The organism is Phytopseudomonas seleniipraecipitans, from assembly GCF_900102335.1.
Classification (GTDB): Bacteria; Pseudomonadota; Gammaproteobacteria; order Pseudomonadales; family Pseudomonadaceae; genus Aquipseudomonas; species Aquipseudomonas seleniipraecipitans.
The window spans coordinates 143,161-170,017 of sequence record NZ_FNBM01000008.1 but is presented as its reverse complement, the minus strand read 5'-3'; the positions used below and the strand labels follow the sequence as shown (position 1 = coordinate 170,017).

23 protein-coding genes are annotated in these 26,857 nt (G+C 57.9%); 14 read left to right on the top strand and 9 right to left on the bottom strand.

What is annotated here, in order from left to right:
• Positions 1-4 precede the first annotated feature (4 nt).
• The 4 genes from BLS60_RS16845 to BLS60_RS16830 all read left to right on the top strand — a co-directional run bounded on the left by BLS60_RS16845 (position 5) and on the right by BLS60_RS16830 (position 6,586).
• Positions 5-1,756, top strand: coding sequence for a bifunctional protein-serine/threonine kinase/phosphatase (locus BLS60_RS16845; RefSeq protein WP_092370284.1), 1,752 nt, complete (start codon positions 5-7; stop codon positions 1,754-1,756).
• Positions 1,757-1,936: 180 nt separating this feature from the next.
• A complete protein-coding gene (locus BLS60_RS16840; RefSeq protein ID WP_070880785.1) occupies positions 1,937-2,695 on the top strand; it encodes a TerC family protein in 759 nt (252 codons plus the stop codon).
• A 384-nt stretch (positions 2,696-3,079) separates the two neighbouring features.
• Complete coding sequence (locus tag BLS60_RS16835; RefSeq protein ID WP_244153429.1) at positions 3,080-5,554, top strand: sensor domain-containing protein; 2,475 nt, start codon at positions 3,080-3,082, stop codon at positions 5,552-5,554.
• Between the two features lie 273 nt (positions 5,555-5,827).
• Positions 5,828-6,586, top strand: a complete 759-nt coding sequence (locus BLS60_RS16830; protein WP_241077606.1) for a type IV pili methyl-accepting chemotaxis transducer N-terminal domain-containing protein — start codon at positions 5,828-5,830, stop codon at positions 6,584-6,586.
• A gap of 72 nt (positions 6,587-6,658) precedes the next feature.
• Here the strand turns inward: BLS60_RS16830 and BLS60_RS16825 are convergent, their stop codons facing one another.
• Complete coding sequence (locus BLS60_RS16825) at positions 6,659-8,767, bottom strand: TonB-dependent siderophore receptor (protein WP_420848481.1); 2,109 nt, start codon at positions 8,765-8,767, stop codon at positions 6,659-6,661.
• Here BLS60_RS16825 and BLS60_RS21495 point away from each other — a divergent pair.
• Positions 8,766-8,981, top strand: a complete 216-nt coding sequence (locus BLS60_RS21495) for a hypothetical protein (RefSeq protein ID WP_167357678.1) — start codon at positions 8,766-8,768, stop codon at positions 8,979-8,981. The genes BLS60_RS16825 and BLS60_RS21495 overlap by 2 nt on opposite strands.
• Positions 8,982-8,994: 13 nt before the next feature.
• Here BLS60_RS21495 and BLS60_RS16820 read toward each other — a convergent pair whose 3' ends face one another.
• Genes BLS60_RS16820 through BLS60_RS16810 form a run of 3 tightly spaced genes read right to left on the bottom strand, consistent with a single transcriptional unit; the run spans position 8,995 to position 11,146 of the window.
• On the bottom strand, positions 8,995-9,465 hold the full coding sequence (locus BLS60_RS16820) for an arsenate reductase ArsC (RefSeq protein ID WP_092370278.1): 471 nt from the start codon (positions 9,463-9,465) through the stop codon (positions 8,995-8,997).
• Positions 9,466-9,493: 28 nt separating this feature from the next.
• A complete protein-coding gene (locus BLS60_RS16815; protein ID WP_092370275.1) occupies positions 9,494-10,777 on the bottom strand; it encodes an arsenic transporter in 1,284 nt (427 codons plus the stop codon).
• 21 nt (positions 10,778-10,798) lie between these two features.
• A complete protein-coding gene (locus BLS60_RS16810; protein WP_092370272.1) occupies positions 10,799-11,146 on the bottom strand; it encodes a metalloregulator ArsR/SmtB family transcription factor in 348 nt (115 codons plus the stop codon).
• Positions 11,147-11,468: 322 nt separating this feature from the next.
• Between BLS60_RS16810 and BLS60_RS16805 the strand changes: the two genes are divergently transcribed.
• The gene (locus BLS60_RS16805) at positions 11,469-12,107 is read left to right on the top strand and encodes a DUF2238 domain-containing protein (RefSeq protein ID WP_476742263.1); all 639 of its coding nucleotides are present in this window, start codon (positions 11,469-11,471) and stop codon (positions 12,105-12,107) included.
• Between the two features lie 52 nt (positions 12,108-12,159).
• Here BLS60_RS16805 and BLS60_RS16800 read toward each other — a convergent pair whose 3' ends face one another.
• From BLS60_RS16800 to nhaA, 5 genes are all read right to left on the bottom strand, one after another.
• Positions 12,160-12,645, bottom strand: coding sequence for a hypothetical protein (locus tag BLS60_RS16800; RefSeq protein ID WP_092370266.1), 486 nt, complete (start codon positions 12,643-12,645; stop codon positions 12,160-12,162).
• A 270-nt stretch (positions 12,646-12,915) separates the two neighbouring features.
• Entirely contained in the window at positions 12,916-14,142 is a 1,227-nt protein-coding gene (locus BLS60_RS16795) for a c-type cytochrome (RefSeq protein ID WP_092370264.1), read from the bottom strand.
• The gene (locus BLS60_RS16790; RefSeq protein ID WP_092370261.1) at positions 14,139-15,902 is read right to left on the bottom strand and encodes a GMC family oxidoreductase; all 1,764 of its coding nucleotides are present in this window, start codon (positions 15,900-15,902) and stop codon (positions 14,139-14,141) included. Before BLS60_RS16790 ends, BLS60_RS16795 begins: the two co-directional genes overlap by 4 nt.
• Positions 15,903-15,907: 5 nt before the next feature.
• Positions 15,908-16,648, bottom strand: coding sequence for a gluconate 2-dehydrogenase subunit 3 family protein (locus BLS60_RS16785; RefSeq protein ID WP_092370258.1), 741 nt, complete (start codon positions 16,646-16,648; stop codon positions 15,908-15,910).
• Between the two features lie 794 nt (positions 16,649-17,442).
• Positions 17,443-18,714: a Na+/H+ antiporter NhaA gene (gene nhaA, locus BLS60_RS16780; RefSeq protein ID WP_070880517.1), complete on the bottom strand. Its 1,272-nt coding sequence runs from the start codon at positions 18,712-18,714 to the stop codon at positions 17,443-17,445.
• A 608-nt stretch (positions 18,715-19,322) separates the two neighbouring features.
• Here nhaA and BLS60_RS16775 point away from each other — a divergent pair.
• The 8 genes from BLS60_RS16775 to BLS60_RS21490 all read left to right on the top strand — a co-directional run.
• Positions 19,323-20,375 carry a glycosyltransferase family 2 protein gene (locus tag BLS60_RS16775; RefSeq protein ID WP_244153428.1) on the top strand — a complete coding sequence of 351 codons (1,053 nt, stop codon included), beginning with the start codon at positions 19,323-19,325 and terminating at the stop codon, positions 20,373-20,375.
• A gap of 3 nt (positions 20,376-20,378) precedes the next feature.
• Complete coding sequence (gene rfbB / locus BLS60_RS16770; RefSeq protein WP_092370255.1) at positions 20,379-21,449, top strand: dTDP-glucose 4,6-dehydratase; 1,071 nt, start codon at positions 20,379-20,381, stop codon at positions 21,447-21,449.
• Positions 21,446-22,342 (top strand): dTDP-4-dehydrorhamnose reductase, encoded by an 897-nt coding sequence (gene rfbD, locus BLS60_RS16765; protein WP_092370252.1) that lies wholly within the window; start codon positions 21,446-21,448, stop codon positions 22,340-22,342. Before rfbB ends, rfbD begins: the two co-directional genes overlap by 4 nt.
• 2 nt (positions 22,343-22,344) lie before the next feature.
• Complete coding sequence (rfbA, locus tag BLS60_RS16760) at positions 22,345-23,229, top strand: glucose-1-phosphate thymidylyltransferase RfbA (protein ID WP_092370249.1); 885 nt, start codon at positions 22,345-22,347, stop codon at positions 23,227-23,229.
• Positions 23,229-23,774: a dTDP-4-dehydrorhamnose 3,5-epimerase gene (gene rfbC, locus BLS60_RS16755; RefSeq protein ID WP_092370246.1), complete on the top strand. Its 546-nt coding sequence runs from the start codon at positions 23,229-23,231 to the stop codon at positions 23,772-23,774. Before rfbA ends, rfbC begins: the two co-directional genes overlap by 1 nt.
• A 21-nt stretch (positions 23,775-23,795) precedes the next feature.
• Positions 23,796-24,608, top strand: coding sequence for an ABC transporter permease (locus BLS60_RS16750; RefSeq protein ID WP_208597312.1), 813 nt, complete (start codon positions 23,796-23,798; stop codon positions 24,606-24,608).
• Complete coding sequence (locus tag BLS60_RS16745; protein WP_092370243.1) at positions 24,608-25,966, top strand: ABC transporter ATP-binding protein; 1,359 nt, start codon at positions 24,608-24,610, stop codon at positions 25,964-25,966. Before BLS60_RS16750 ends, BLS60_RS16745 begins: the two co-directional genes overlap by 1 nt.
• Position 25,967: 1 nt before the next feature.
• Positions 25,968-26,857, top strand: an 890-nt coding sequence (locus tag BLS60_RS21490; RefSeq protein WP_208597311.1) for a sulfotransferase family protein, incomplete at its 3' end; no start/stop codon positions are given.

Sequence of the window (26,857 nt, the reverse complement as noted above, 5' to 3'; positions counted from 1 at the left end):
GTCGATGGCCGCTGCCGCTGAAAACCTGTGGACTGACAGACGGAGCCAGCTGCAGGTCAGCATCGGCCAGTGTTCGGACAAGGGCCGCAAGTCGCGCAATCAGGACTTTCACGGCCTCTGTGTGCCCCTTGAGCCGCAACTGAGCAGCAAGGGCATCGCCATCGCCCTGGCCGATGGCATCAGCAGCAGCGACGTCAGCCACATCGCCAGTGAAACGGCAGTGGCGGCGTTTCTCTCCGACTACTTCAGCACCAGCGAAGCCTGGTCCGTAAAGACCTCGGTGACCCGCGTGCTCAGTGCCACCAATGCCTGGCTGCACGCCCAGACGCGGCGCGGCCAGCATCGCTACGACATGGACCGCGGCTACGTGTGTACCTTCAGCGCCCTGGTGCTGAAGTCGACCACCGCGCACCTGTTCCACGTCGGCGATACCCGTATCTACCGCTTGCGCGACGGCTCCCTGGAACCGCTGACCCGCGACCACCGCGTATGGGTCGGTGAGGGCAAGAGCTACCTGAGCCGTGCTCTGGGCATCCAGCCGCAGCTGGAAATCGACTACCAGGCCCTGGCGCTGGAGCGCGGCGACCTGTTTCTGCTGGCCACCGACGGCGTCTACGAATTCGTCGACGCGCGCTTCATGATCGACTGCATCGCCGAGCACCCAGGCGACCTGCAACACGCCGCCCAGCACATCCTCGACCGGGCCCTGGCCAATGGCAGCGATGACAACCTGACCCTGCAACTGGTACGCATCGACAGCTTGCCGCGCGCCGAGGCCGATGAATTGCAGCACAAGCTCGGTGAGCTGCCGTGCCCGCCGATCCTCGAAGCACGGATGCAGTTCGACGGTTACCGCATCGTTCGTCCGCTGCACGCTAGCGCCCGCAGCCACGTGTACCTGGCCACCGATGAAGACAGCGGCGCCACCGTGGTGATCAAGACGCCCTCGCTGGACTTGCAGCATGACGCCGGCTATCTCGAGCGCTTTCTCATGGAGGAGTGGATCGCCCGGCGCGTCGACAGCCCTCACGTGCTCAAGGCCTGCGCGCCGACCCGCAAGCGCAACTTCCTGTACGGCGTCAGTGAATTCATCGAAGGCCAGACGCTGGCGCAGTGGATGATCGATCACCCGCGCCCGGATCTGGAAGCCGTGCGGCGCATCGTCGAGCAGGTCGCCCGCGGTTTGCGTGCCTTCCACCGTCTGGAAATGCTTCATCAGGACTTGCGCCCCGCCAACCTGATGATCGACGCCACCGGCACGGTGAAGATCATCGACTTCGGCGCCACCCGCGTCGCCGGCCTGCAGGAGATCGACAGTCGCCAGGCGGATGACCCGATACTCGGCACCGCGCAATACAGTGCCCCGGAATACTGGCTCGGCGAGCCGGGCACGGTGCGCTCGGATGTGTTCTCACTGGCGGTGATCGCCTATCAGATGCTCAGCGGCAGATTGCCGTACGGCGCCGGCATGGCGCGGGCGCGAACCCGCACTGCCCAGGCGCGGCTGCGCTACACGCCGCTCGGCCAACCGGAGCGCGAGCTGCCGCTGTGGCTCGATGACGTGCTGCGCAAGGCTTGCCACCCGGACCCGCTGAAACGCTATGACGACCCGGACGAATTAGCCCATGCCTTGCGCCACCCCGGCCAGGCGTTGCTGCGCGGGCGGGTGCCGTTAATGGAGCGCAACCCGCTGCTGTTCTGGCAAATCAGTTGTGCCGCCCTGGCGCTGACGGTAGTGGCGCTGCTGGCACGCTAGCGTGCGCGGTGGCAGTGTCCAGTGATTTCCGCTGATAGCCTTGCAGGCCGCGCCAGTGCACGGTTTCGGGGCGTTGGCCTTTGTTGCAACTTAATGAAATAAGTTGTCGCAAATTGTCATATTTGTTATTCCGGCAACAAGACAGAATGCGGCTTCTGTTCAGCCATAAAGTGCGTGATCGTGGACTATCTCCTGCAACTAGCCAGCGACCCAACTGCCTGGGTCGCCCTTGCCACTCTGGTGGTGATGGAAGTGGTACTGGGCATCGACAACCTGATTTTCATCTCCATCCTCACCAACAAACTGCCCGAGCATCAGCGCGACAAGGCGCGGCGCCTGGGTATCGGTGCGGCACTGGTTCTGCGCCTGGGCCTGCTGGGCACCGTCGCGTGGATCGTCCAGCTGGTAGAACCGGTGATCGAGCTGTTCGGCCAGGCGTTCTCCTGGAAGGACATCATCCTCATCGCCGGCGGTCTGTTCCTGCTGTGGAAGGCGACCAAGGAAATCCATCACTCCATGGACCCGGAGCCGGAAGGCGACATGTTCGTCGGCCGCGCTGCGTCCCTGGGGTTCGGCGCTGCTATCGTGCAGATCCTGTTGCTTGACCTGGTGTTCTCGGTCGACAGCATCATCACTGCCGTGGGCATGACCCCACACGTGCCGATCATGGTCATCGCCGTGATCGCCGCCGTTACCGTGATGCTCGTCGCCGCCAACCCGCTGGCGCGCTTCATCGCCAACAACCCCACCGTGGTGATGCTGGCGCTGGGCTTCCTGATCATGATCGGCATGACGCTGATTGCAGAAGGCTTTGGCGCTCATGTGCCGAAGGGCTACATCTACGCTGCGATGGCCTTCTCGGCAATTATCGAAGGGCTCAACATGCTGTCCCGCCGGGGTCGCCGCAAGGCCGCCGCCGAGGCCAACAAGGCGCCATGACCTTGTCCATCCCCTCCTGCCGCGGCAGGAGGGGATGGCTGCCTTCTGCTTCCGCTTTCCCTTCCCTCGGTAAACTCTGACCGTTCGGTCATATTTTGCTGGCACCGTGCCATCGTGCGCGGCAAAATCCTTTTCTGATGGGATGTCCCTCAGCTCGGCCAGGCATACAGCTGGCAGCACGCTGAGGGGTTCCCTGTTCATGCACGCTCCCGAACCATGCCCTTGCGCCCGCTATCCAGAGCGACGCCGGCGGCCCGAATCGGTTCGGCGGAGTCAGGGATGACGCACCGGTGGCGACTTCAGTGTCGCGTAACACCTTTGCGCGCGACTGCTGGGCAAACGTGCCCCGGATCGTCCCTACACAGATTGACCAGGACTGCCTCTATGCTCGCCACCCATCCCAATGCCGATGTTATGTACCGCCTGCTCGTGCAGAGCGTGGTGGATTACGCCATCTACATGCTCAGCCCCGAGGGTGTGGTGACCAACTGGAACGCCGGCGCCCAGCGCGCCAAGGGTTACCTGGCGGCGGAGATCGTCGGCAGGCATTTTTCGGTGTTCTATAGCGAGCAGGAGCGTGCCGACGGTGTGCCCGAGCGCGGACTGCAGCAGGCTTTCGATACCGGCCGTTTCGAGGCTGAAGGCTGGCGCCTGCGCAAGGACGGCACTGCGTTCTGGGCTCATGTGGTGATCGATGCCGTGCGCGATGACCACGGCCAACTGATCGGCTTCGCCAAGATCACCCGCGACTGCACCGAGCAGCGGCACGTGCAGATGCAGCAGCGCGAGCAGGAGCGGCGCTTTCGTCTGCTGGTGCAGGGCGTCACCGATTACGCCATCTACATGCTCGACCCCCAGGGCCACGTGGAGAACTGGAACGCTGGCGCCGAACGCGCCAAGGGCTACAAGGCGGAAGAAATCGTCGGCCAGCATTTTTCGGTGTTCTACACGCAGGCAGATCGCGAGGCCGGCTTACCTGGTCTGGGGCTGGAAACGGCACGCAGCGAAGGCCGCTTCGAGGCCGAAGGCGTGCGTCTGCGCAAGGATGGTTCGCCGTTCTGGACCAGCGTGGTGATCGACGCCATCCACGATGAGGACGGCCAACTGATCGGCTTCGCCAAGATCACCCGCGACATCACCGAGCGCCGGCAGAACGAACTCGAACTGCTCAAGGCCAAGGAGCTGGCGGAAAGCTACAGCGAAGAAATGGCGTCGCTGTCGCGCTTTCTCGACTCGGTGATTTCCAACATCCCGGCCAGCGTCATCGTCCAGGACACCCGCACCCGGCGCATTCTCCTGGCCAACCCGCAGGCCGAGAAGCTGTTCGGCTGCCGCACCCAGGACATGATCGGGCGGCGCGCCGACGAGTGCCTGGCACCGGCCATCGTCGAATACATTGATCAGCAGACCGAGCAGTGTCTGCGCGACCAGACCCTGCACCTCTCCGAGGATTGCCTGGATACGCAAATGGGCCCGCGCATGCTGCGCACCCGCGTGTTGCTCAGCAGTAGTATCGAGTACCAGACCAGCTACGTGCTGCTCATCGCCGAGGACGTTACCGACGAGCTTGCCGCCCATGCGCAGATTCATCACATGGCTCACCACGATGCCCTGACGGGATTACCCAACCGTACGCTGTTCAGCGAACGGCTCGACGAAGCGCTGCACGACGGCGCGCAAACGGCGCGGTTGACTGCCGTGCTGTGCCTGGACCTGGACAACTTCAAGAACATCAACGATGCCTTGGGGCACGCTTTCGGCGACCGCTTGCTGCGTTCGCTCGGGCAGCGCCTCAAGGCGGTGCTGCGCGAGCGCGACACCCTCGCGCGGCTTGGTGGCGACGAGTTTGCCGTGGTGCTCAACGGGCTGGAGAGCGCTCAGGATGCGCAGCGCACCGCCCAGCGACTGATCGCCGCCGTGGCGCCGATATTCCTGATCGATGGCCACAGCTTCTCGGTGGGCGTCAGCATCGGCATCGCCATCTCGCCGGACGATCATCAGCAGGCCGATCAGCTGATGCGCTACGCCGACATGGCGCTGTACGAAGCCAAGCGCAACGGCCGCAACCGTTACGAATACTTTCACCCCGAACTGGATGCAGCGGCGCGCCGGCGGCGCAGCATGGAAATGGATTTGCGCACGGCGTTGCACTTGGGTCAGCTGCAGCTGTACTACCAGCCGATCGTCGACAATGGCAGCAACCAGATTTCCGGGTACGAGGCACTGATGCGCTGGCAGCACCCGGGCAACGGCCTGGTGATGCCGCTCGACTTCATCCCCATCGCCGAGGAAACCGGGCTGATCCACGAGGTGGGCGCACGCGCCCTCAATCTTGCCTGTCAGGAAGCAGCGAGCTGGCCTGGCAAGCAGACTGTCGCAGTGAACCTGTCGCCGGTGCAGTTCAAGAACAGCGACCTGGTGAAGATTGTCGGCCTGGCACTGGCCGACTCGGGGCTGGAACCCGAGCGGCTGGAGCTGGAGATCACCGAATCGGTACTGCTGGAAAACAGCGAGAGCAATATCGACACCCTCAAGGAACTCAAGGCGCTGGGGGTGAGCATTGCGCTCGATGACTTCGGCACCGGCTATTCATCCCTCGGTTACCTGCGCTCGTTTTCCTTCGACCGCATCAAGATCGACAAGTCCTTCGTCCAGGACATGGGCGAGAGCCGCGAGGCGTTGTCGATCGTGCGCGCCATCACCGGCATGAGTGGCAGCCTACTGATCAAGACCACCGCCGAAGGCGTGGAAACCGACGCGCAACTTGAGCAGCTCAAGGCGGAAGGCTGTTCGCACTTCCAGGGCTACCTGTTCGGCCGCCCGCAGCCGGCCAGCGAGCGCATCGAAGTGCTGGAGTAGAGCGGCCGTACGCCGAGCAGTGTGACGGCCGTCACCAATCTCTATGTTCGCGCGCCGGTCGGCAGGCTATCGGGGCTCGGCGACACGTCAACGACGGGCGTATGGATTAGAATTCAGCCAATCGCTGGCGTCGCAATGCCGGCAGCTTCCGCTGCCTTGACTCGCCAGCATCCACTCAGGTCGACCGTCGCCGCGCGCACCGTTTTTCAGGGGTGCTCGCGGGGTGGAGTGGCCGTTAGAGCGCACGAGGATATCGAGTTGATTAAACGTTGCATGCAAACGCTGCTGCTGGGGCTCAGCCTGACCAGCTTCGTCAGCTGGGCCGAAATGAAGCCGCTGGAGGCGATGAACATGGCCGGCCTGCAGCGCAGCCTGGGCCAGATCATGGCCAAGGACTACCTGATGATTGGCTCGGACGTGAAAGTCGACGACGCCACCAAGCAGCTCAACACCAGCATCGCGTTGTTCGAAGACCACCACGCCCAGCTCAAGGCGCACCCTACCAACGACGAGATTCGTGCAGCACTCGGTCAGGTCGAGGTCATCTGGTCAGCTTATCGCCCGCTGCTCAGCGCAACCCCGGACAAGGCCCAGGCGCCAGCCGTACTCGCCAAGGCCGAGGAGCTGGTCAAGCAGACCCAGCACGTCACCGATTTGTTCGAGAAGCATAACGGCGATGCGGCTTCCCATTCGATCAACCGCAGCGGCTGGAACCGCGTGCTCACCCAGCGCACCGCGATGTTCTACATGGCCCGCGCGTGGGGTGTGCAAGCACCCAACCTGGACGCCAATTTCGACGCCTCGGTGAAGGAGTTCGACGCCATCATGCAGGAGCTCAAAGCGGAAAAAGCGCCAAACGATGAGATTGCCGCTGCGCTGCGCAAGACCGATGCGCGCTGGCAGTTCGCGACCAAGGCCTTCGCCTCCAAGGATTTCGTGCCGACCATCGTCGCGGTGAACGCCGAATCGATGTTCCGTCAGCTCAACGAAATGACCCGCCTGTATGCTGGCCTCAAGGGCGATCAGCTCTGATCAGCCAGGTGCGCATCGCGTGAGATGCGCACCGTTGCGGCATACGCCACTGAAACGAGCCGATGACCCCCTTTAGAAGCTGTACTTGGCGGTCAGCATCAGGTTGCGTGGCGTGCCGTATACATCTCCGCCGTAGCTCACCGAGTTGGCGATCGTCGAATAGTATTTGCGATCAAAGATGTTGTTGGCGTTGAGCTGCACATCCAGGTCCTTGTTGACCCGGTAGCCGGCCATCAGGTCGGTGACGGCGTAGGCGCCCTGCTTCAGCCGGTAGCTACCACCATCAAGCAGCGCAACATCGTTGTACATGCGGCTCTGCCAGGAGACGTTGCCACCCACGCGCAATTTTTCCAGCGGGCCCTGGAACTGATAGCTGGTGGTCAGTTTGAACAGATGCTCGGGGGTGTCGGTGTCGAACTGCTGGTTCACGTTCTGCGGGTTGGCCGCGTCCTTGATGGTGTGCGTCCTTGCGTAGGTATAGCCGCCGCCAACCTGCCAGTTTTCGGTGACTGCGCCCTGCAGTTCGAGGTCTATGCCCTGGCTGCGGATTTCGCCTGAGGGCTCGTTGCAGTTATTGGCGTCGGCGCATCCCCTCAGGTCGGTCAGTGCGACGGCGCGGTTTTCCTGGTCGATACGGAAAACCGCGACGCTGGCGTTGAGTGCGCCATCGAGGTATTCGCCTTTCAGACCGATCTCATAGTTCTTGCCAACGATTGGCTTCACTGGCGTGCCGGTACTGTCCTTCTCGCTCTGCGGGGTGAAAATATCGCTGTAGCTGACATAGACCGAATGACGGTCGTCCAGGTCGTAGACCAGGCCAGCGTAGCGGGTCACGTTGCGGGTGACCTTATAGTCTGCGGTGGAGCTGTCCTTGTTGTCGTAGTCATACCAGTCCAGGCGCCCACCGAGTATCAGTTTCAGCGGGTCTGCCAGGCTCAGGCGGGTGGTCAGGTAAACGCCGTCCTGGGTGGTGACCGCACGGCCGTCGCCGGTACCGACGAAGTTCGGTTTGCCAGCATCGAGCGGCCAGTTCATGTCGTAGGGGTCGTAGCTGTGGGTGGTCATGTCGTAGATGCGTTTGCTGGCGCCCAGCACCAACTCGTGGCTGCGTCCCAGCGCCTCGAAAGGCCCGCTGAAAAAAGCATCGACCCCGGCCTGGTTCTCATCGTATTTGGCCTGCCACACGGTGCGCTCCAGGCGTCGATCAGCAGCCCAGCGCGACTGATAAGAACCGGAAAAGAGCGCATTCTGCTCGGCATAGTTGGCATTGATCTGGAGTTTCCAGTCGTTGGCCAGGTGGTGGCGGAGCTCGGCGAACACGGTGTTGATTTCCTGATCCTTGTCCTCCCATGAGGTGCCTGGGTTATAGGAGCGCGGCAGATCCAGGTGACGGCCGTCGAGGCCTACCATCGATGCGCCCCAGAAGTAATTGGTCTGGTCTTTCTGGTGCGAGAAGCCGAGGGTCAGTGTGGTGTCGTCGCTCAGGTCTGCTTCGGTAATGACATAGAACAGGCCGTGGTCTTCCTCGGCACCGTCAATGAAGCTGTTGGCGTCGCGGTAAGAGGTGACCACCCGACCGCGCAGTGTGCCGCTGTCGTTGAGCGGGCTCGAAGCATCGAGTTCGCCACGGTAGTCATCCCAGCTACCGGCAGCGCCGGTCAGGGTGACTTTCTGCTCGGCCAGCGGGCGTTTACGCACCATATTGATCGCCGCCGACGGGTTCCCCGCGCCAGTTACCAGGCCGGTCGCGCCGCGCACCACCTCAACGCGGTCGAACATCGCCAGGTTTGGCTGGGCGCCGACAGCCACGCCGTTATAACCGCTCGGGATACCGTCATACATCAGGTTGTCGATATCGAAACCGCGTGCTTTGTATGACTGTCGGCCCGGGCCATTGGCATAACTGAGAAACAACCCAGGGGTCGCGTTGACCACATCATTGATGCTCGTCATCGCCTGGTCGTCCATGCGCTGACGTGTGATCACAGTAGTAGCTTGCGGTGTTTCACGCATGGTCATCGGCAACTTGGTCGCGGTCGACATTGCGCCGGTGGTATAGGAGCTGGTCCCTTCGGTTGTGCTGCCTAGTTGCGTGTTAGTGATCTGGGTAGCGCCGAGCTCGAATACTGCGGGATCGGTATCTTTCACTTCATCGGCGAGCGCTGGGTTGATTGTGCTCATGCAGACAGCCATTGCCAGCAGGCTGCGTGGGAAATTGAAGCTGAGGAGTGAGGAGGTGCAGGACATAACGATTCTCTTTAAGCCAATAGATATACTTAATGCTTATGAGAATGATTATATATTGCAAAATAAGCTTTCGGAAACCGTGGCAACCGGTGCGATAAAAAGGGCAAAGGAGCGATTTATTCCTGAGGTGGTGCAGCTAGGCAGGTAAACCTGCCCAGGCCTCAGAGGTTGCCGATACGGTCCAGCTCGCGCTTCAGCGCGTCGCGGCTCAAGTCTGCATACGGCAGGGCAAGGAAAGCCCGGCAGCGCTGTTCGATACGTTTCAGCGTCGCGTTGAATGCGGCGTCGACTTCCCGCTCGTCACCTTGTACATCGGATGGGTCTGCCAGGCCCCAGTGGCTTTTCAGCGCAGGCCCGAAATAGACCGGGCAGGCTTCACCGGCCGCCTTGTCACACACCGTGATGACGATGTCTGGAGGGTTCGCTTCGAAGGCGTCGTTGCCCTTGCTGCTCAAGCCCGTAATGGAGATTCCAGCCTGCTCCAACGTGTGCAGGCTGCGCGGCAGTACCTGGCCTTTCGGGAAGCTGCCCGCACTGACTGCCTTGAAACCCTCTGGCGCAAGGTGATTGAACATCGCTTCGGACAGAATGCTCCGGCAGCTATTGGCCGTGCACATGAACAGGATTCGCATGCATGCTCCTTTTCGCCATGGGCGAGGGTCATAGGCTGAGGCGCAACGCCAGTGCCGACAGGGTGATGAACAGCACCGGAAAGGTCAGCAGGGCGCCAACCTTGAAGTAGTAACCCCAGGTGATGCGGATGCCTTTACGCTGAAGCACGTGGAGCCACAGCAAGGTCGCCAGGCTGCCGATAGGGGTGATTTTGGGGCCGAGGTCGCAGCCGATGACGTTGGCGTAGATCATCGCTTCGCGCACCAGGCCGGTGCTGTGGCTGGCGTCGATGGACAGCGCGCCGATCAGTACGCTGGGCATGTTGTTCATGGCTGACGACAGCAGCGCCGAGAGCAGCCCGGTACCCAGCGCGGCTGCCCAGACGCCATGCTCGGCCAGTTGATTAAGCACCCGTGTTAGGTGGCTGGTGAGGCCCGCATTGTTCAGGCCGTAGACGACCAGGTACATGCCCAGCGAGAACACCACGATCTGCCAGGGCGCCTCACGCAGCACGCGACGAGTCGAAATCACCTGGCCTCTGGCGGCGACTGCAAAGAGGATCGCGGCGCATGCGGCGGCGACAGCGCTCACAGGCACGCCTATCGGTTCCAGTACGAACAGGCCGATCAACAGCAACAGCAGCACCCACCAGCCGCATACGAACGTGGTGCGATCGCGGATCGCCGAGTCTGGCGTCTTCAGGTCGGCCACGGAATAAATTGCGGGTATATCGCAGCGGAAGTACACGAACAGCACCAGCAGTGTCGCCGCCACGCTGGCCACGGTTACCGGCACCATGACCGATGCATAGTCGGCAAAGCCCAGGCCAAAGAAGTCGGCAGAGACGATATTGACCAGGTTCGACACCACCAGCGGCAGGCTGGCGGTGTCGGCGATGAACCCCGCTGCCATGACGAAAGCCAGCGTGGCGCCGGCCGAGAAACGCAGCGCGACCAACAGCGAAATGACGATGGGAGTGAGGATCAGTGCCGCGCCGTCATTGGCGAACAACGCTGATACTGAGGCCCCCAGCAGCACCGTGAAGGCAAACAGGCGCCGCCCGTTGCCATTCGCCCAGCGAGCGACGTGCAACGCTGCCCACTCGAAGAAACCGGCTTCGTCCAGCAGCAGGCTGATAATGATGATCGCGATGAATGTCGCGGTTGCGTTCCACACCACCGCCCAGACAGTCGGGATGTCCTGAAGGGACACTGCACCGACGGCCAGTGCCAGGGCTGCGCCGATGCTCGCGCTCCAGCCTACGCCCAGGCCACGCGGTTGCCAGATGACCAGAATGAGGGTGAAAACGAACACGGCAATTGCAACGAGCATCGTAAATTCTCCTGGCCTGGGTCAGCAGCAACTGGCAGCGCGCTCAGGGCGGCCAACCATCGTATCGAGTCGGGTGGTGCTGTCTTTCAGCCAGGAGGCATTGCTCGCCGCGGTAACGCGAAGCACGTCGTGCAGCCATTGCGGCAGGTCAGGGTTGAGGCGGTAGTACACCCACTGTCCTTGTCGGCGATCCAGCAGCAGACCTGCACTGCGAAGCTGCGCGAGGTGCCGGCTGACTTTGGACTGGTTGTTTTCCAGGGCGCACATGAGTTCGCAGACACAGAGCTCACCCTGCTCGGCAATGAGCAGGATGGCACGAGCGCGGGTTTCTTCAGCAAGGCACTTGAAGGCTTCGGGAGGCGTTAGCATGGCGTGTCTATATGTGGAAAACCGAATATTCGGATATTCACATATTTAACGACACGCTGCCAGTACGTGTGGGATCGATGAAAGCCTGAAGCCTCTGGAATATGTGGATAAGACCGGGGCGCGCGCATTGCTAGCACAAGGGATTTCCGCCACACATTCGAGCGTTTTTCCTGCTGGCAAGATTCACCTCGCGCCATTGAGAGGTGGAATACGCCTTCACACTGGGCGCTTATTTTCATGGAATCCTCGCGTCTATACCCAGACTAATCCTCAACAAGGCTGACGCTGGTCCGCCATCGAATTGCGGCGTGAGGAAGGATGGGTGCCGAGTAACCAAAGGTCGTCGATAACCACGTGGCTGCAGTGCGTATTTCTGGGCGTTTTTCTGTGGCTGGGCTGGGACCCCGTCGACCGAAAGACCTGGATGATCGAGAACAGTCTGGTTGTCGTCGGCGCGCTGGCAGTGTGGTTTACCCGGCATCGGTTTTACTGGACGCCCAGGTCGTGGGCGCTGGTCGTTTTGTTCCTCTGCCTGCATCAGGTTGGCACCCATTACACCTACCCGGGCGTGCCCTACGTCGCCGCGATCGAGAACCTGACCGGGCTGAACATCGAGCAGCTGTTCGGCTGGCAGCGCAATCACTACGACCGTTTCGTTCACCTGGGTTACGGCGTGCTGGTGGTGCTGCCGATCCGCGAGATCATTACCCGCGAATGCCAGTTGAAGGGCGCGTGGGCCTCGCTGATCGCATGGTCCTTCGTGCTGTCCACGTCGATGCTCTACGAGTTGATGGAATGGATTGGCGCGCAGTACGTGGGCGGCGCCCATTCCGTATTCGTCGGTGCTCAGGGCGACATCTGGGATGCGCAGAAAGATATGGCTGCTGCCGCTGGCGGGGCTCTTCTGGTCTTGGTGTGCCGCGGCCATTCGCTGTGGGCCAGGCTTGGTGTTCGCCCGTAACACCGCTGAGCCTGGCGACCCAAAAGCCATACAGAGCTGCGAAGGGCTGGCCTTACTGCTGCTTCAAGACCAGCGTCGTACCGGGCCCCGGCACATGAATCTCGCTGGCGCTGATTACTTCGATTGGTTCGCCCGTTCCGGGAAACAGCACGGCGTCGCCCTTGACGTTGTTGAAGGTCAGCACCGAGCCGTCGAATTGGTAAGCAGCCGAGCCAGCGAACTGGTAGTTCTTGATGAGGGCTTTTTTTGTGATTACCTGGTCGTCCGCAAAATCGAAGCTGATACTCATCGGGTAACCATCCTGCTCCACCGTGCCGCTATACAGGCCTCGTGGCAGCTGGGCCGGAGTCGGCTTCGCCTTGTAGGCGTCGACGATCGCCACCTTGGCCGGGCTCACCGCTGGCGGTTGGCTGCGGAAGGTTTCCATCGACTTGCGGTGCTCGTAGGGCACATAGAGGGTGACGTAAGCGCCCCACCCGATGAGCGCGATGACCATCAGGCTGAACAGGTGGCCGGATCCGCGCTGTGAGTTATTCATCGTAAGGTCCTGAAAGGCGACTGCCGGTATGAGCCACGGCGGCGCATCGTGAAAACTGAGGGGCGAATAATATCCTCTTTTGCGGGGCTGATTCCTGTAAGCCGACTGATCGCGGCCGGGCGCCGGTCAACTCGGAGGGCGCACGGAGTTGTTACCCATCAGCTGGCTGATGCGTGTGTTTTGACGACCAAGGATTGCGGCGCGCTCGCAGAGCGGAGCTGGAAAGGAAAACCTGGACCGGCGGCAGCACGGCCCAGGCTGTGGCGCGGATTACTCGTCTTGCAGGGTTTCGCGCTGCTTGCGCACCTCACTGGCGCTGACCGCCGGTGCGGCGTTGCCCCAGCTGTTGCGAATGTAGGTGAGCACGTCGGCGACGTTTTCATCCGACAGGTTCCAGGCAAACGACGGCATGGCAGGCCCGGTCGGCGCGGCGTCAGTGGTGCCGGCGCGGTTGCCGGCCAGTACCACGCGGATCATTGATACTGCCTCACGCGAATTCACCAACGGGGCGTTTGCCAGCTTGGGGAACAGCGTTGGGATGCCTTCGCCGTTTGGCGTATGGCAACCGGAGCAGCGGTCTTCATAGATGCCACGCCCAGCCGTCATGGCCGGCTCATCGGCAGCCAATGGCTGGGGCTTGTCGTGCTCGTGGTCGAGATCCTTGAGGTAGACGGCCACGGCCATCAGGTCCTCGTCGCGCCAGTGCTGCGTGGAGTTTTCCACCGCTTCGGCCATCGGCCCGGAGGCAATGTCGTAGCGGTTGGCGCCGGTCTTGAGGTACTGCACGATGTCATCCTCGCTCCAGTCCCCCAGGCCGACATGCGCGACGCCAGTGATGTTCGGCGCCATCCAGCCCTGCAGCTCGCCGCCCTTCAGGGTTTCGCTGCTCTTGTCACCCCCGATGAGGTTCTTCGGCGTGTGGCAGCTGCCGCAATGGCCGAGCCCTTGCACCAGATACGCACCGCGGTTCCATTGCTCGCTCTTCTGCGCGTCAGGCTCGAATTCGCCCTCGGTGAAGTTGAGCCAGTTCCACACACGCATGCTCATGCGGATGTTGAAGGGAAACGGCAACTGGTTGGTTTCCACCTCGTTGTGCACCGGCTCGATCGTGCGCAGGTACGCCCACAACGCCATATTGTCTTCGCTCGTAACCTTGGTATACGCGGCGTACGGCATGGCCGGGTAGAGCTGCTTACCGTTGCGCGCGTGGCCACGCGCCATGGTGTTCTGGAACTCCTCGAAATTCCAGCGACCGATGCCGGTCGCCGGGTCAGGGGTGATGTTGGCGCCGAGCAGCTCGCCGAAGGGCGTTTCAATCGCCACGCCGCCGGAGAACAGCGGCTTGCCAGGCACCGTATGGCACGCCGTGCAGTCGCCGAGGGTGGCGATGTATTTGCCCTTCTGCACCAGCTCGTAGGAGTCCGGGCCGGTCACTGCATAGGCGCTGATGCTTGTCGCGGCCAGCAGGCCGATGCCAAGGTTAAGGAGAGTTTTCATACGCTGATCATCTCCCCCGGGCGCTTGAGGTAGTAGGTACGAATCGCGTGCGCCGCCTTGAAGGCCAGTGCGCCAACGGTGCCCGTCGGGTTGTAGCCGGGGTTCTGCGGGAACGCCGAAGCGCCGACCACGAACAGGTTGGGCACGTCCCAGACCTGCAGGTGCTTGTTGACCGAGCTGGTGGCCGGATCAGCACCCATGATGAAGCCACCGACCACATGCGAGGACTGATACGAGGTGTTCGACCAAGGGCCTTTGCGCGGGCTGGCGAACATCATTTTCGGGTTCATCGCCTTGGCGATCTCCGCCGTTTTGTCGGTCACGTATTGGGCCATGCGCAGGTCGTTGTCGGTGAAGTCGAAGGTGATGCGCAGCAGCGGTCGGCCGTGTGGGTCGGTGTAGTTCGGGTCCAGCGAGAGGTAGTTGCCGCGCGCGCTGTAGTTGCTCGCCTCGCAGCCGATGGACATGCTGTTGGCGTAGTACTGCACGGTGGCTTTCTTCCACTCCGCGCCCCATTTCGGCGTGCCCGGCGGCACCGGCCGCGAATTGATGGGCGCAGCGCCGATGGGCGTTACCCGCGTGCTGCCGCCGCCAACGAAACCCAGGCCGGAATGGTCGAAGTTATCGTTGTTGAATTCGTCGATGCCCATGCCGATGGCGCCGCCACCAATGAACGGGTTGAAGTTCTTGTCGTCGAAAAACATCCGCACGCTGTTGGCGGTCTGGTACGCGTAGTTGCGCCCGGTGGTGCCGGTGTTGCTGAGCGGGTCGTAGGGCTGGCCGATGCCGGAGAGCAGCATCAAGCGCACGTTCTCGAAGGTGAAGGCGGCGACCACGACGATATCGGCCGGCTGCTCCCACTTCTCGCCATTGGCGTCGACATAGATGATGCCGGTGGCGCGTTTACCGGTGCTGTCCTTGGTCACTTCGAGCACTTCGCAGTGCGTCTTGGCGGTGAAGTTGGGCATGCGTACCAGCGCCGGCAACACGTTGACGATGGCGCTGGCTTTGGAATAGTTGGCGCAGCCGTAGTTGGTGCAGAAGCCGCAGAAGGTGCAGGGCCCCATCGTTACGCCGTACTGGTTGGTATAGCCCTGAGAGGCGAGCGCCGACGGCACCGGAAACGGCTTGTAGCCCATATTGCGGGCGGCCTCGGCGAACAGCGTCGGCGCGTAGGTCTGCTTGGTCGGCGGGTTGGGGTATTCCTTGGAGCGCGCGCCCTCGAACGGGTTGCCGCCTTCGATGAGCGTGCCGTTGATATTGCCGGCCTTGCCGGAGATGCCCGCTACCTGGTCAAAGGCATCGTAGTGCGGTTCCATTTCTTCCCAGGTGGTGCCCCAGTCCTGCAGGGTGAGGCCCTCGATGGATTCTTTGCCGTAGCGCTCGGTCAGGTGACTCTTGAGGTGAAATTCCTCGGGCTGGAAGCGAAAGGTAATGCCGGCCCAGTGATTACCGGCACCGCCGGTGCCGTTGCCGGGGTGAAAAGAGCCCCAGGTGCGCATCGGCAAGGCGGTTTCGCTCGGCTTGTTGCGCATCGTGCAGGTGTTCTGCCGGGTGCGCAGCATCAGCTCCTGACGAATGACGTAGCGCAGCTCGTCGGTTACCGAGGCGATGTTGAAATCCGAGGCGGTATCGCGCCAGGCGCCGCGCTCGAAGCCCATGACGCTCAAACCTTCGTCGGCAAGCTCTTTGGCGATGATCGAGCCGGCCCAGCCGAGCCCCACCACCACAACGTTGGTTGCGGGTAATTTCTTGGCCATGCCGCTCATCCTTTGCGATTCCACGAGGAGCTGCCGATGATCGACAGCGGTACCAGATCCAGCTTCTCGTTGTGCCGGTCGATGTAGGGGCGATAGTCGTAACGTGCGCCGGGGAAGCCGAGCATCTTCCAGCTCACCATGTCCCGGTTGCCGCCGTAGATCGGGTCGGCGAAGAACCCCTCCATGGCGTTTTGCAGAATCTGCTCGAAGAAGATTTTCGACTCGATCCCCTCGAATTTAATGTCACCGCTCTCCATCGCCTTGAGCACGTCGTCGCGCTGCGCGTCGTCCAGCTCGCTGAAACGCTTGCCGAAAGTGGCTTGGCAGTGCTTGCCCAACTGCTCCAGGCCGACCCGATAGCGATCGGCGGGCACCAGGTCAGAGGCAGGTTCTACCCCGGGTACGAATGGCCCGTGTTGGTAAAGGCGCTCGTAGCGACCGTAATGGCCGGTGAGCTGACGGTCGATGAACACCGCGCAGCCCGCCTCCTTGCCGCTTACCGATAGGTCATCGGCGGGGATCAGGCGCTCGACGATGGCCTCGACTTCACGCGCCTCTTCGGCGGTAAAGAACTGCCAGCCCTTGGCGTCGTAGTGGAGCGGCCCGTTGTGGTCGAAGGGTAACCAGTGCGGTACACCGTTGACGGTAACGGCCTGGGCGCTTGCCGCAACACCGGCAGCAACGGTCGCTGCGGAGGCTTTCAGCAGAGTGCGCCTGCTCAATCCTTGAGGGGGTTGTTTGGACATATCGACTCCTCGATAACCCGCGCAATCGCTGCACGGCTCAGACTGTCTAAAACGAATCCGCCCGGGGGGCGGGATGCGGATGCACGGACATCCAGGAGGAGCGTCGATTGATGCGGCCGATGTAATAGGTCTATTTGATTCGGCTCGCCGACGGCTCCGCCATAAGCAGCATGGATTTGACGCGACTTATGGCTGCAACATACAGCAACAAAGTTTCGCCTGCCTTACGGAACTCCTTACAAACCGTCCGACAGCGAAGCCTGCAAGGATGTTCAAGTCGATTTCAGACCAATAATTGCTTATCCAGACACTCAGCTTGGCTTGTCGAAGAGGCCGTGGAAACGTCATGCAACACGTCCGGGTAGGCGCGTGAATAGGCCATTTCATTGAGTTTGGGGTGATGGGTAACCTAAGGGGGTGTCGTCGAGGGATGCTGAGAAAGACCCAACTCGTCTGGTATCCGATCGTTTAAACGATCACGCCCTGTGTCATTGGTGGACTGATTGCTAGATGGGGCGCTGCGCTTCCATCTACGTCGCGCGAGCAAGAACGGACCGGCAGTAAAGAGGTGGCCGATGCGGCAGGGTGACAAGCGTCGACGCTGCTCGAAGCGTTGCAAATAACGCGTCTGGTCGAATGCGTGGTAGTAGCCATCGATCAGCAGCACGAGCTGAGGTCCGCATAAGGCGCTCAGCGTCGTGCCCTTTGAAGGGGTTTTCTAGGGAGTGGCGCCGTCCGCCTCGAACGGTCTTGCAGCAGGCTGAGAGAGGTGTTTATCTCCCTCAGCCCCGGTCTCAGACGCGTTGCACGTCGCCGTCCTGAAGAATCTCTGCTTCCTGCAGCTTCTCTTCCTGCTGTTGATCCGCTGCCTTCGGTGCGAAGCGCAGGATCAGGCAGGCCAGCGCCGCTGACAGCAGCGAACCCATGAGGATGCCGATCTTCGCTTCCTCCATGAGCGCCTCGTAGCCTGGAAAGGCCAGGCCACTGATGAACAGGCTCATCGTGAAGCCGATGCCGCACAGCATCGACACCGCATAGATCTGCAGCCAGGTGCAACCTCGCGGCTTGGCTGCGAGACCGGTCTTGACTGCCAGGAGCACGCCCCCAAACACGCCCAGCTGCTTACCTAGGAACAATCCGGCGGCAATGCCGAGAGGCAGTGGCGCAAACACGTCGGCGATGGAAACCCCGGCAAAGGACACCCCGGCATTGGCAAAGCCGAATGCCGGCACGATCAGGAAGCCTACCCAGGGTGCAATGCCGTGCTCGAGCCGGTGCAGCGGCGACTCTGCGTCGTCCGGCTTGCCAGGCGAGGGGATGTAGGGAATCAGGAACGCGCCGACCACGCCGGCGATGGTGGCATGCACGCCAGACAGGAGCGTGACGTACCAGAGCAGAACCAAGCCCAGCAGGTACGGCCAGAGCGTCATCACGCGCATGCGGTTCAGCGCGAACAAGGCGGCGATGATGCCCGCCGCAGCGAGGAGGGCAAGCAGGTTGATAGACGAGGTATAGAAAATCGCAATGATCGCCACCGCGCCCATGTCATCGATGATGGCAACCGACACCAGAATCAACTTCAGTGACAGCGGTGCATGACGGCCCAGCAGGGCCAGCGCACCGACGGCAAAGGCGATATCGGTTGCCGCCGGGATCGCCCAGCCTTTGGTGAGCAGCGGGTCGCCATTGGTCACCAGCAGATAAATCAACGCCGGCAAGGCCATACCGATCAATGCCGGCAGTGCTGGCAGGCGGCGTTGCTCCCACGACGACAATCGCCCATCTACCAGTTCGCGCTTTATCTCCAGCCCAACCAGTAGAAAGAAGATCGCCATGAGACCGTCGTTGATCCATAAATGGAGCGTCATCGGCCCCAGCTTTTCGCTGAGCGCCGGGCCGGCGTTTGCGTGCAGGAAGTGGTAATAGTCCTCAGCGAGGGGGCTGTTAGCAACTACTATGGCCGCTGCCGCGGCGATCATCAGCAATACACCGCCAGCTGCTTCGCTGGCGAGGAACCGCTTCAGCGCAGACTGCCTGACAGCCAGCGTTGATGACGATTGAGTCATTCAGTTATTTCCTTGAGCAGGTGGAACACTGGATTGTTTTCGAAAGCCGTCCATGGGGCTCGAAGACAAAATTCGGGCGCAACAAAGCCGCTGTCGCAGAGGGACAGAGCGAGGCGATGTGCAGAGGGAAATGAGTGCACGTACTCGATGCGTATCGAACGAGCGTGGCGATATATCAACGGAATGGGAGCGCTGCGTAACCATTGGAGCCTCACGGAAAACGACTAATCGTTCTCCGTATAGGGGCTAGCCCCGGCGCACGCAGCACACGCCATCGACTGATACTACCTCGTTGCAGAAGAACCGTTCAACCAGCGTTTGCTTCCCTTATGGAAAACAATATTCCATATACTTTCAATGGGTTCCGAAAGTCGGCTCGTCTATCAGGGCAGGATGTCGGAAGCATGGCGTGGCAAGCGGGTGCTCGTGTAGAGGCCGGGGTTGCGAGGCTTGGGAGGCGGGCTATTCCACCACCGCACTGCCCATAACCAAGCCATGACTTAATTATTTCACCCCCCTCCCTCCCGGATGTTGGTAAAGTTAGGAAGCGTGATCAGCTTGGCACTCTATTGTCAGGTTCAAGGAATGAGTGAGGCTAACGCCTCTGAATGGATATGTTGACGGAGCAACAGGAAGTGCTATCCCCTACCTTTCGTGATGCCAGGACAGCTAAATCCTGCAGTAGCACCAAAGCTTGTAAAGTATCTGTGTCTGTATCAAGACTCGCTGAGCCCGCCGGCATTCCTCGGGTAGCCATTCTGTTGTGTACTTATCACGGCCAGCATTTCCTCGCCGAGCAGCTGGATTCTTTTGCGGCCCAATCACATGCCAACTGGGAAGTGTGGGCTTCTGACGATGGTTCGCAAGACGATACGCATTCAATCTTAGAGGGTTACAGGAAGAAATGGGATGTTGGCCGCCTGTCCACGCATTACGGGCCAGCCGAGGGCTTTGCAGCTAATTTTCTTTCGCTGACCTGCAACGCGAGCATCAATGCAGATTTCTATGCTTACTCGGACCAAGACGATGTCTGGGAGGCGGATAAGCTCGCGAGAGCCGTGCAGTGGCTCGAGAGCCTACCTGCTGATGTTCCAGCGTTATATTGCTCTCGCACCCTATTAGTTGATGCTGATAACAATGCAATCGGCGCGTCGCCACTCTTTACCAAAGCCCCCGGTTTCGCCAATGCCTTGATGCAGAACATCGGTGGTGGCAACACCATGGTGTTCAACAAGGCTGCGCGAAAGCTCCTGCGCGAGGCAGGGGAAAATAAGTCTGTGATCACCCACGATTGGTGGGCCTACATGGTGGTGACAGGCTGCGGTGGTCGAGTTTTCTACGACAGCAAACCCACACTGCGCTATCGCCAGCACGGCGGTAATTTGGTGGGCACCAACTCCAACTGGGCAGCTCGTTCAAAACGTATCCGTATGCTGTTTCAGGGGCGCTTCAAGCACTGGAATGACTGCAACATCTCTGCGCTACTGACGCTAGAGCACAGGCTCACACCAGAAAATCGGGAAATACTGCAGCGTTTTGCTAAAGCCCGGAATATGGCCCTCATACCTCGCCTTATCCATCTCAAGCGCAGTGGCATCTATCGCCAAACATTGCTTGGCAATATTGGCTTGGTCGCTGCAGCCATTCTCGGAAAAATCTGACGCATGACTATTCTTGTGACCGGCGGAGCCGGTTTCATAGGCAGCAACTTTGTGCTCGACTGGCTGACTCAGTCCGATGAGCCGGTGATCAATCTGGACAAGCTGACCTATGCCGGCAATCTCGAAAATCTATCCAGTCTAGATGGTGATGCTCGGCACCTGTTTATTCAGGGTGATATTGGCGATAGCACCTTGGTTGCGAGCTTGTTGGCTGAGCATCAGCCTCGGGCCATTTTCAATTTCGCAGCCGAGTCTCATGTCGATCGCTCTATTCATGGGCCCGAAGACTTTATCGAGACCAATATCGTCGGCACGTTCCGTCTACTGGAAGCTGTGCGTGCTTATTGGAAGGGGCTGGGGTCTGACGCACAGCAGGTGTTTCGTTTCCTGCATGTATCGACTGACGAGGTATACGGCTCGTTGGGTAGAGATGAACCCGCGTTCAGCGAACAACATCAATACGAGCCAAACAGTCCATATTCGGCCAGCAAGGCTGCAAGTGACCATCTGGTACGTGCCTATCATCACACCTACGGGCTGCCGGTGCTCACCACCAATTGCTCGAACAACTACGGGCCTTACCATTTTCCGGAAAAGCTCATTCCATTAATAATTGTCAACGCCTTGGCCGGTAAGCCGCTGCCGGTTTATGGCGATGGCCAGCAGATCCGTGATTGGCTGTTCGTCAAAGATCACTGCAGTGCAATCCGCTGCGTAGTTGAGTCTGGCGTGGTGGGCGAAACCTACAACGTTGGTGGCTGGAACGAGAAACCTAACCTGGAAATCGTGCATACCGTCTGTGCGCTATTGGACGAATTGCGTCCGCGCATCGACGGCCAGCCATATCAACAGCAGATTGCTTATGTTACCGATCGCCCGGGACATGACCGACGCTATGCCATTGACGCGACGAAACTTGCCAGTGAACTAGGTTGGAAGCCTGCAGAAACCTTCGAAACAGGTATCCGCAAGACAGTGCGGTGGTACCTGGATAATCAGGACTGGGTGAGCAATATCCTTTCCGGCAATTACCGCCAATGGATGGAAACGAACTATTCCGGGCGCAGTGAATGAAACTATTGCTGCTAGGTAAAAACGGCCAGATTGGCTGGGAGTTGCAACGCAGCCTGGCCCCATTGGGCAGCGTGCTGGCGCTTGACTCCAGAAGCAGCTACTACTGCGGAGACCTGTGTGATCTCGACGGCCTGGCAGAGACCGTGCAGCGTTTTGCGCCGGATGTAATCGTTAATGCCGCCGCTTACACTGCCGTTGACAAGGCCGAGATCGATACTGACCTGGCCTTCCGGGTGAATGCTGAAGCCGTTTCTGTGTTGGCTCGCGGTGCCAAACAGTTGGGTTGTTTGCTGGTTCATTACTCAACCGACTACGTGTTTGCCGGTGATGGTGAACGCTCCTGGTGCGAAACGGATGCTGTTGCGCCCCTCAATCAATACGGTGCCAGCAAGCTGGCTGGCGAGCGCGCAATCCAGGCAAGTGGCTGCCTGCATTTGATCCTGCGCACCAGTTGGGTATACGCCGCGCGTGGCAACAACTTCGCCAAGACCATGCTGCGTCTGGCCCGTGAGCGCGATAGCCTCAGCGTGATTGCTGACCAGTTCGGTGCGCCGACCGGGGCTGAACTGTTGGCGGATGTCAGCGCCCATGTTATTCGCGCCACTCTGCAGCAACCTCAGCTTGCGGGGCTGTATCACTTGGCTGCGTCGGGCGAGACCAATTGGCATGCTTACGCTTGTTTCGTACTGGAACATGCAGAAGCAGCGGGTGCCAACCTCAGGGTTTCAAGCAACATGGTTGCCGCTATCGCCAGCAGCGCTTATCCGACCCCGGCCAAACGGCCCAATAACTCACGACTCGATACTCAGAAACTGCAAGAGACGTTTGCGCTGAGCCTGCCTGCATGGCAGGTCGGTGTGGCACGGATGCTCACAGAAATACTAGAGAAATGAATATGTTCAAACGTAAAGGCATCATTCTTGCCGGCGGCTCAGGCACTCGTTTGCACCCTGCGACCCTGGCTATCTCCAAGCAACTTTTGCCGGTTTACGATAAACCGATGATCTATTACCCGCTGACCACTCTGATGCTGGCGGGCATTCGCGACATCCTCATCATCTCTACCCCCCAGGACACTCCGCGTTTCGAACAGCTGCTGGGCGATGGTAGCAACTGGGGACTGAGCATCTCCTATGCCGTACAGGCCTCTCCAGATGGTTTGGCGCAAGCGTTCATCATTGGCGAAGAATTCATCGGTAATGATCCATCAGCATTGGTATTAGGCGACAACATCTACCACGGCCACCACTTCAATGATCTGCTCCAAAGCGCCATGCTGCGTCGCAATGGCGCCAGTGTGTTTGCTTATCACGTTAATGACCCTGAGCGTTATGGCGTGGTCGAGTTCGATGCCAAAGGCAAGGCCATTAGTCTGGAAGAGAAACCGCTCAAGCCAAAGTCAAATTACGCTGTAACGGGTTTGTATTTCTATGACCAGCAAGTGGTTGAGATTGCTAAGAGCATCAAGCCTTCGCCGCGCGGTGAGCTGGAAATCACCGATCTGAATCGGATTTATCTGGAGCAGGGCAGCCTGTCGGTTGAAATCATGGGTCGAGGCTACGCCTGGCTCGACACAGGCACCCATGACTCTCTACTTGAAGCAAGCCACTTCATCGCCACGCTTGAGCATCGCCAAGGTCTTAAAGTCGCTTGTCCTGAAGAAGTGGCGTTTCGGCAGAAATGGATCGATGCCGAGCAGCTCGACAAGCTTGCCACACCACTCTTAAAGAACGGCTATGGCCAGTATCTAAAGCGACTGCTGCAAGAGACCATTTACTGATGAAAGCTACACCATTAGCCATTCCAGAGGTGATCCTCTTCGAGCCCAAGGTGTTCGGTGACAAGCGCGGTTTCTTTTATGAGAGTTTCAACCAGCGCCAGTTCGAAGAAGCTGTTGGCAAACCGGTAGTCTTCGTGCAAGACAATCATTCACGCTCGATAAAAAATGTCCTACGCGGGTTGCATTACCAAATCCAGCAACCGCAGGGAAAGCTGGTGCGGGTGGTGCAAGGCGAAGTATTCGATGTCGCCGTGGATCTGCGCAAGAGCAGCGCAACTTTCGGCCAGTGGGTGGGAGCTCACTTGAGTGCTGAAAACAAGCATCAACTCTGGGTGCCTGAAGGCTTTGCGCATGGTTTTGTGGTGCTGAGCGAGACGGCTGAGTTTCTCTACAAGACGACCGATTACTACGCGCCAGAGCACGAGCGCTGCATTCGTTGGGATGATGCAGCACTTCAGATTAACTGGCCCGCAGGTATAAAACCTCAGTTATCAGAAAAAGACAGCAAAGGCCTTTCTCTTTATGAGGTGGACGCGTTTGGCTGACTTGGTAAGAAAGAGTAAAAATTGAAAATTATCAAAGAATTTGTAATTTTTTTACGGCACGTATACAGCAGTAAAGAGTTATTGCTCACGCTTGTAAAAAATGACTTTCGTAAACAATATCTTGGTTCTTATCTGGGGCTTGTATGGGCATTCGTCCAGCCGCTGACCTTTATGTTGGTGATCTGGTTTGTTTTTGAAATGGGGTTCAGGGCGGGCCCAACCACGGATGGTACGCCGTTTTTTTTATGGCTGATTTGTGGGATGGTGCCTTGGCTGTTCATATCAAATGCAATTATCAGCGGCACTGGTGCGATAATTAATAATACCTTTATGGTCAAGAAGGTGGCTTTTCGGGTCAGTGTCTTGCCGTTGGTGGAGATAGGCTCGGCCTTGCTCATTCATATTGTGCTGGTAGCCTTTTTGGTACTGGCATTGCTGTTTTATGGCTACAGGCCAACGCTGTATTGGTTGCAGTTGCCATTTTATATGGCATGTTCTATTTCATTTTTATTGGGGATAACTTGGCTAACCTCAGCAATACGCGTGTTCATTAAGGATATTAGCAATTTTGTCGCGGTATTGATGCAGATCGGGTTTTGGGCTACCCCCATCTTCTGGTCAGTAGAGATGCTCTCGCCACGTCTGCAGACGGTTATCCAGGCAAACCCTGCCTTTTATATCGTGAGTGGCTATAGAGATACCTTTATCACCGGCGTCTGGTTCTGGGAAAGACAGAATCTGACCCTTTATTATTTTGGTATGACATTGTTTTTCATGGCGTTGGGGGCATTGGTCTTTAAGCGGCTCAGGCCTCACTTTGGGGATGTGCTCTGATGAGTAACGACGTCGCTATAAGAATTCAGGGCCTTACTAAAGTCTACAAGCTTTACGAGAGCCCTATGAGCCGGTTCAAGGAAGCCCTGCATCCGTTCAAGAAAAAGTACCATCGAGACTTCCACGCACTACAAAATCTGAGCCTGGAAATCAAGAAAGGTGAGTGTGTTGGCATCATTGGCAAAAACGGCAGCGGTAAGTCCACACTGCTTAAAGTCATCACCGGTGTGCTCACCCCCACCAGCGGCAGTGTGACTGTACAGGGTAAGGTGTCTGCAATACTGGAGCTGGGTGCTGGCTTCAACCCCGAAATGACAGGGGTTGAGAATATCTATTTGAATAACGCCTTGAATGGTATGAACAAGGTTCAGACCGATAAAAAGATCAAGGAAATAATAGAGTTTGCCGATCTTGGGGATTTCATCCACCAACCCATCAAAACCTACAGTAGCGGAATGAAGGCAAGGCTAGCCTTTGCAGTGTCTATTAATGTAGAGCCGGATATCCTCATCGTCGATGAGGCCTTGAGTGTAGGTGATGCGTCATTTGGCCGTAAATGTTTTGCCAAAATGGAACAGATTCGTGCCAAAGGGGCAACTATTCTTTTTGTTAGCCACAGTGAAGCGAGCATAGTAAATCTTTGCAGTCGGGCAATATGGATAAGTCGCGGCGAGCAAGTGATACAAGGCGCCCCGAAATTGATAACTGGGCTGTATATGAAGTATGTCAACGAAAATATGGTTGATATAGCAGGAGTGCAAAGCGAATTCCGAGCGCTGGTATCTGCTGGACCAGAATCCTGCGCCAACTCAACGCAATCAGAAAGCGGGAGCGGTGGGCTGGTAAATCTGCCGTCAGCAAAGCATAAAACTGCCATAGAAGAGTTTTTTAATCCGGCGATTAGATCTCGTTCGATCATTACTTATGCTGAGAAAGGCGCAAGAATTTTTGATGTAAAAGTGACCACGACTGATGGCAGAAAAGTCAATATATTGAAGCAAGGTAATGTATATATCTATAGCTACCAAGTAGAGATAAAGGCCTCGCTTCAAAATGTTCAGGTTGGTTTTCTAATCAAGCAAAAAAACGGGGCGCCCTTAGGTGGCGGGGCCTTTCCTGGGAAGCATGAGTTTTTACCCTGGCTATCAGGAACCCATAAAGTAAACATCTATTTCAGATGCGAACTGAATGCAGGGGAGTACTTCCTTAACTGTGGCGTGCTAGCAGATTTTGGTTCCAAAAAAGATTATGCGCATAGAATAGTTGATGCTTATATGGTGAAGGTCATAGAGGCAAATGGTCAAATAACCTCAAGTGTAAATTTTATCGATAATATTAATATTGAGGCGATTAACTAACATGAAGCAAACTTGTGTTCTGGTCCTTGGAATGCATCGGAGCGGTACATCTGCTTTGACTGGTGTACTCAGTTTTCTCGATATTTATTTGGCAAGTATAATAGGCGGGGACAAAAATAACGAAAAAGGATATTTCGAAAACTGGAAGATACAGCAGCTAAGCGACAAGCTTCTTACCTCCATTGATAGCTCTTGGGATGATGCATTTTTTAATTTAGAAAAACTTGAGGCGTTAGAAAATAGCAGTGCCGAATTAAAAAATATAATCGTGTCAGAGTTTAAATACTCTAGATTGTTTGCGATTAAAGATCCGCGCGCCTGCTTATTATATCCGTTTTATGAAAAGTCATTAAATGAGTTAGATATTGATATCAAGGTGATAATACCATACAGAAATCCGTTAGAAGTTGCCTGCTCACTGCATGCTAGAGATCAAATATCCCTTGAGAAGGGTATGTTGCTTTGGGCATACCATTTCTTGCTTGCGGAAAAATTCAGTAGAGGCCGCGAAAGGATATTTGTAAGCTTTGACGAGCTTGTAAAAAACACTTCAAATGTTGTGAGTGATATTTCTAAAAAATTAACCTTGGATATTGAAAAAAAATATGCAGCAAACTCCAAGAAAATTGCAGATTTTTTGGAGCCAAATCTCAAGCACCACAATATATCGATGGACAATTTTTCATCTAAGCTACCGAAAATAATTAGTGATATTTTGTGCTTGGAGAACAAGTTCAATACCTCTGATTTGTCAGAAGATTTTGATCGTTTGAGGAGTGAGCTTTTTAATTATCAGAGGCTTTTTTATAATAAAAACATTACTGTGCATTTAGATGACTTGGAGCACACAAAGAAGCTCTTGCAGGATAAAGACGCTGAATTGAGCCTTGC

Excerpts from the sequence above, each read along its gene's own strand:
- BLS60_RS16790 (WP_092370261.1), bottom strand. The coding sequence starts at position 15,902 with ATGGCCAAGAAATTACCCGCAACCAACGTTGTGGTGGTGGGGCTCGGC.
- rfbD (WP_092370252.1), top strand. The coding sequence starts at position 21,446 with ATGAAACTATTGCTGCTAGGTAAAAACGGCCAGATTGGCTGGGAGTTG.
- rfbB (WP_092370255.1), top strand. The coding sequence starts at position 20,379 with ATGACTATTCTTGTGACCGGCGGAGCCGGTTTCATAGGCAGCAACTTT.
- BLS60_RS16810 (WP_092370272.1), bottom strand. The coding sequence starts at position 11,146 with ATGCTAACGCCTCCCGAAGCCTTCAAGTGCCTTGCTGAAGAAACCCGC.
- BLS60_RS16830 (WP_241077606.1), top strand. The coding sequence starts at position 5,828 with ATGCAAACGCTGCTGCTGGGGCTCAGCCTGACCAGCTTCGTCAGCTGG.
- BLS60_RS16745 (WP_092370243.1), top strand. The coding sequence starts at position 24,608 with ATGAGTAACGACGTCGCTATAAGAATTCAGGGCCTTACTAAAGTCTAC.
- BLS60_RS16785 (WP_092370258.1), bottom strand. The coding sequence starts at position 16,648 with ATGTCCAAACAACCCCCTCAAGGATTGAGCAGGCGCACTCTGCTGAAA.
- BLS60_RS16820 (WP_092370278.1), bottom strand. The coding sequence starts at position 9,465 with ATGCGAATCCTGTTCATGTGCACGGCCAATAGCTGCCGGAGCATTCTG.
- BLS60_RS16815 (WP_092370275.1), bottom strand. The coding sequence starts at position 10,777 with ATGCTCGTTGCAATTGCCGTGTTCGTTTTCACCCTCATTCTGGTCATC.
- BLS60_RS16775 (WP_244153428.1), top strand. The coding sequence starts at position 19,323 with ATGGATATGTTGACGGAGCAACAGGAAGTGCTATCCCCTACCTTTCGT.
- BLS60_RS16835 (WP_244153429.1), top strand. The coding sequence starts at position 3,080 with ATGCTCGCCACCCATCCCAATGCCGATGTTATGTACCGCCTGCTCGTG.
- rfbC (WP_092370246.1), top strand. The coding sequence starts at position 23,229 with ATGAAAGCTACACCATTAGCCATTCCAGAGGTGATCCTCTTCGAGCCC.
- BLS60_RS16795 (WP_092370264.1), bottom strand. The coding sequence starts at position 14,142 with ATGAAAACTCTCCTTAACCTTGGCATCGGCCTGCTGGCCGCGACAAGC.
- BLS60_RS16800 (WP_092370266.1), bottom strand. The coding sequence starts at position 12,645 with ATGAATAACTCACAGCGCGGATCCGGCCACCTGTTCAGCCTGATGGTC.
- BLS60_RS21495 (WP_167357678.1), top strand. The coding sequence starts at position 8,766 with ATGCAGACAGCCATTGCCAGCAGGCTGCGTGGGAAATTGAAGCTGAGG.
- nhaA (WP_070880517.1), bottom strand. The coding sequence starts at position 18,714 with ATGACTCAATCGTCATCAACGCTGGCTGTCAGGCAGTCTGCGCTGAAG.
- BLS60_RS16825 (WP_420848481.1), bottom strand. The coding sequence starts at position 8,767 with ATGAGCACAATCAACCCAGCGCTCGCCGATGAAGTGAAAGATACCGAT.
- BLS60_RS16845 (WP_092370284.1), top strand. The coding sequence starts at position 5 with ATGGCCGCTGCCGCTGAAAACCTGTGGACTGACAGACGGAGCCAGCTG.
- rfbA (WP_092370249.1), top strand. The coding sequence starts at position 22,345 with ATGTTCAAACGTAAAGGCATCATTCTTGCCGGCGGCTCAGGCACTCGT.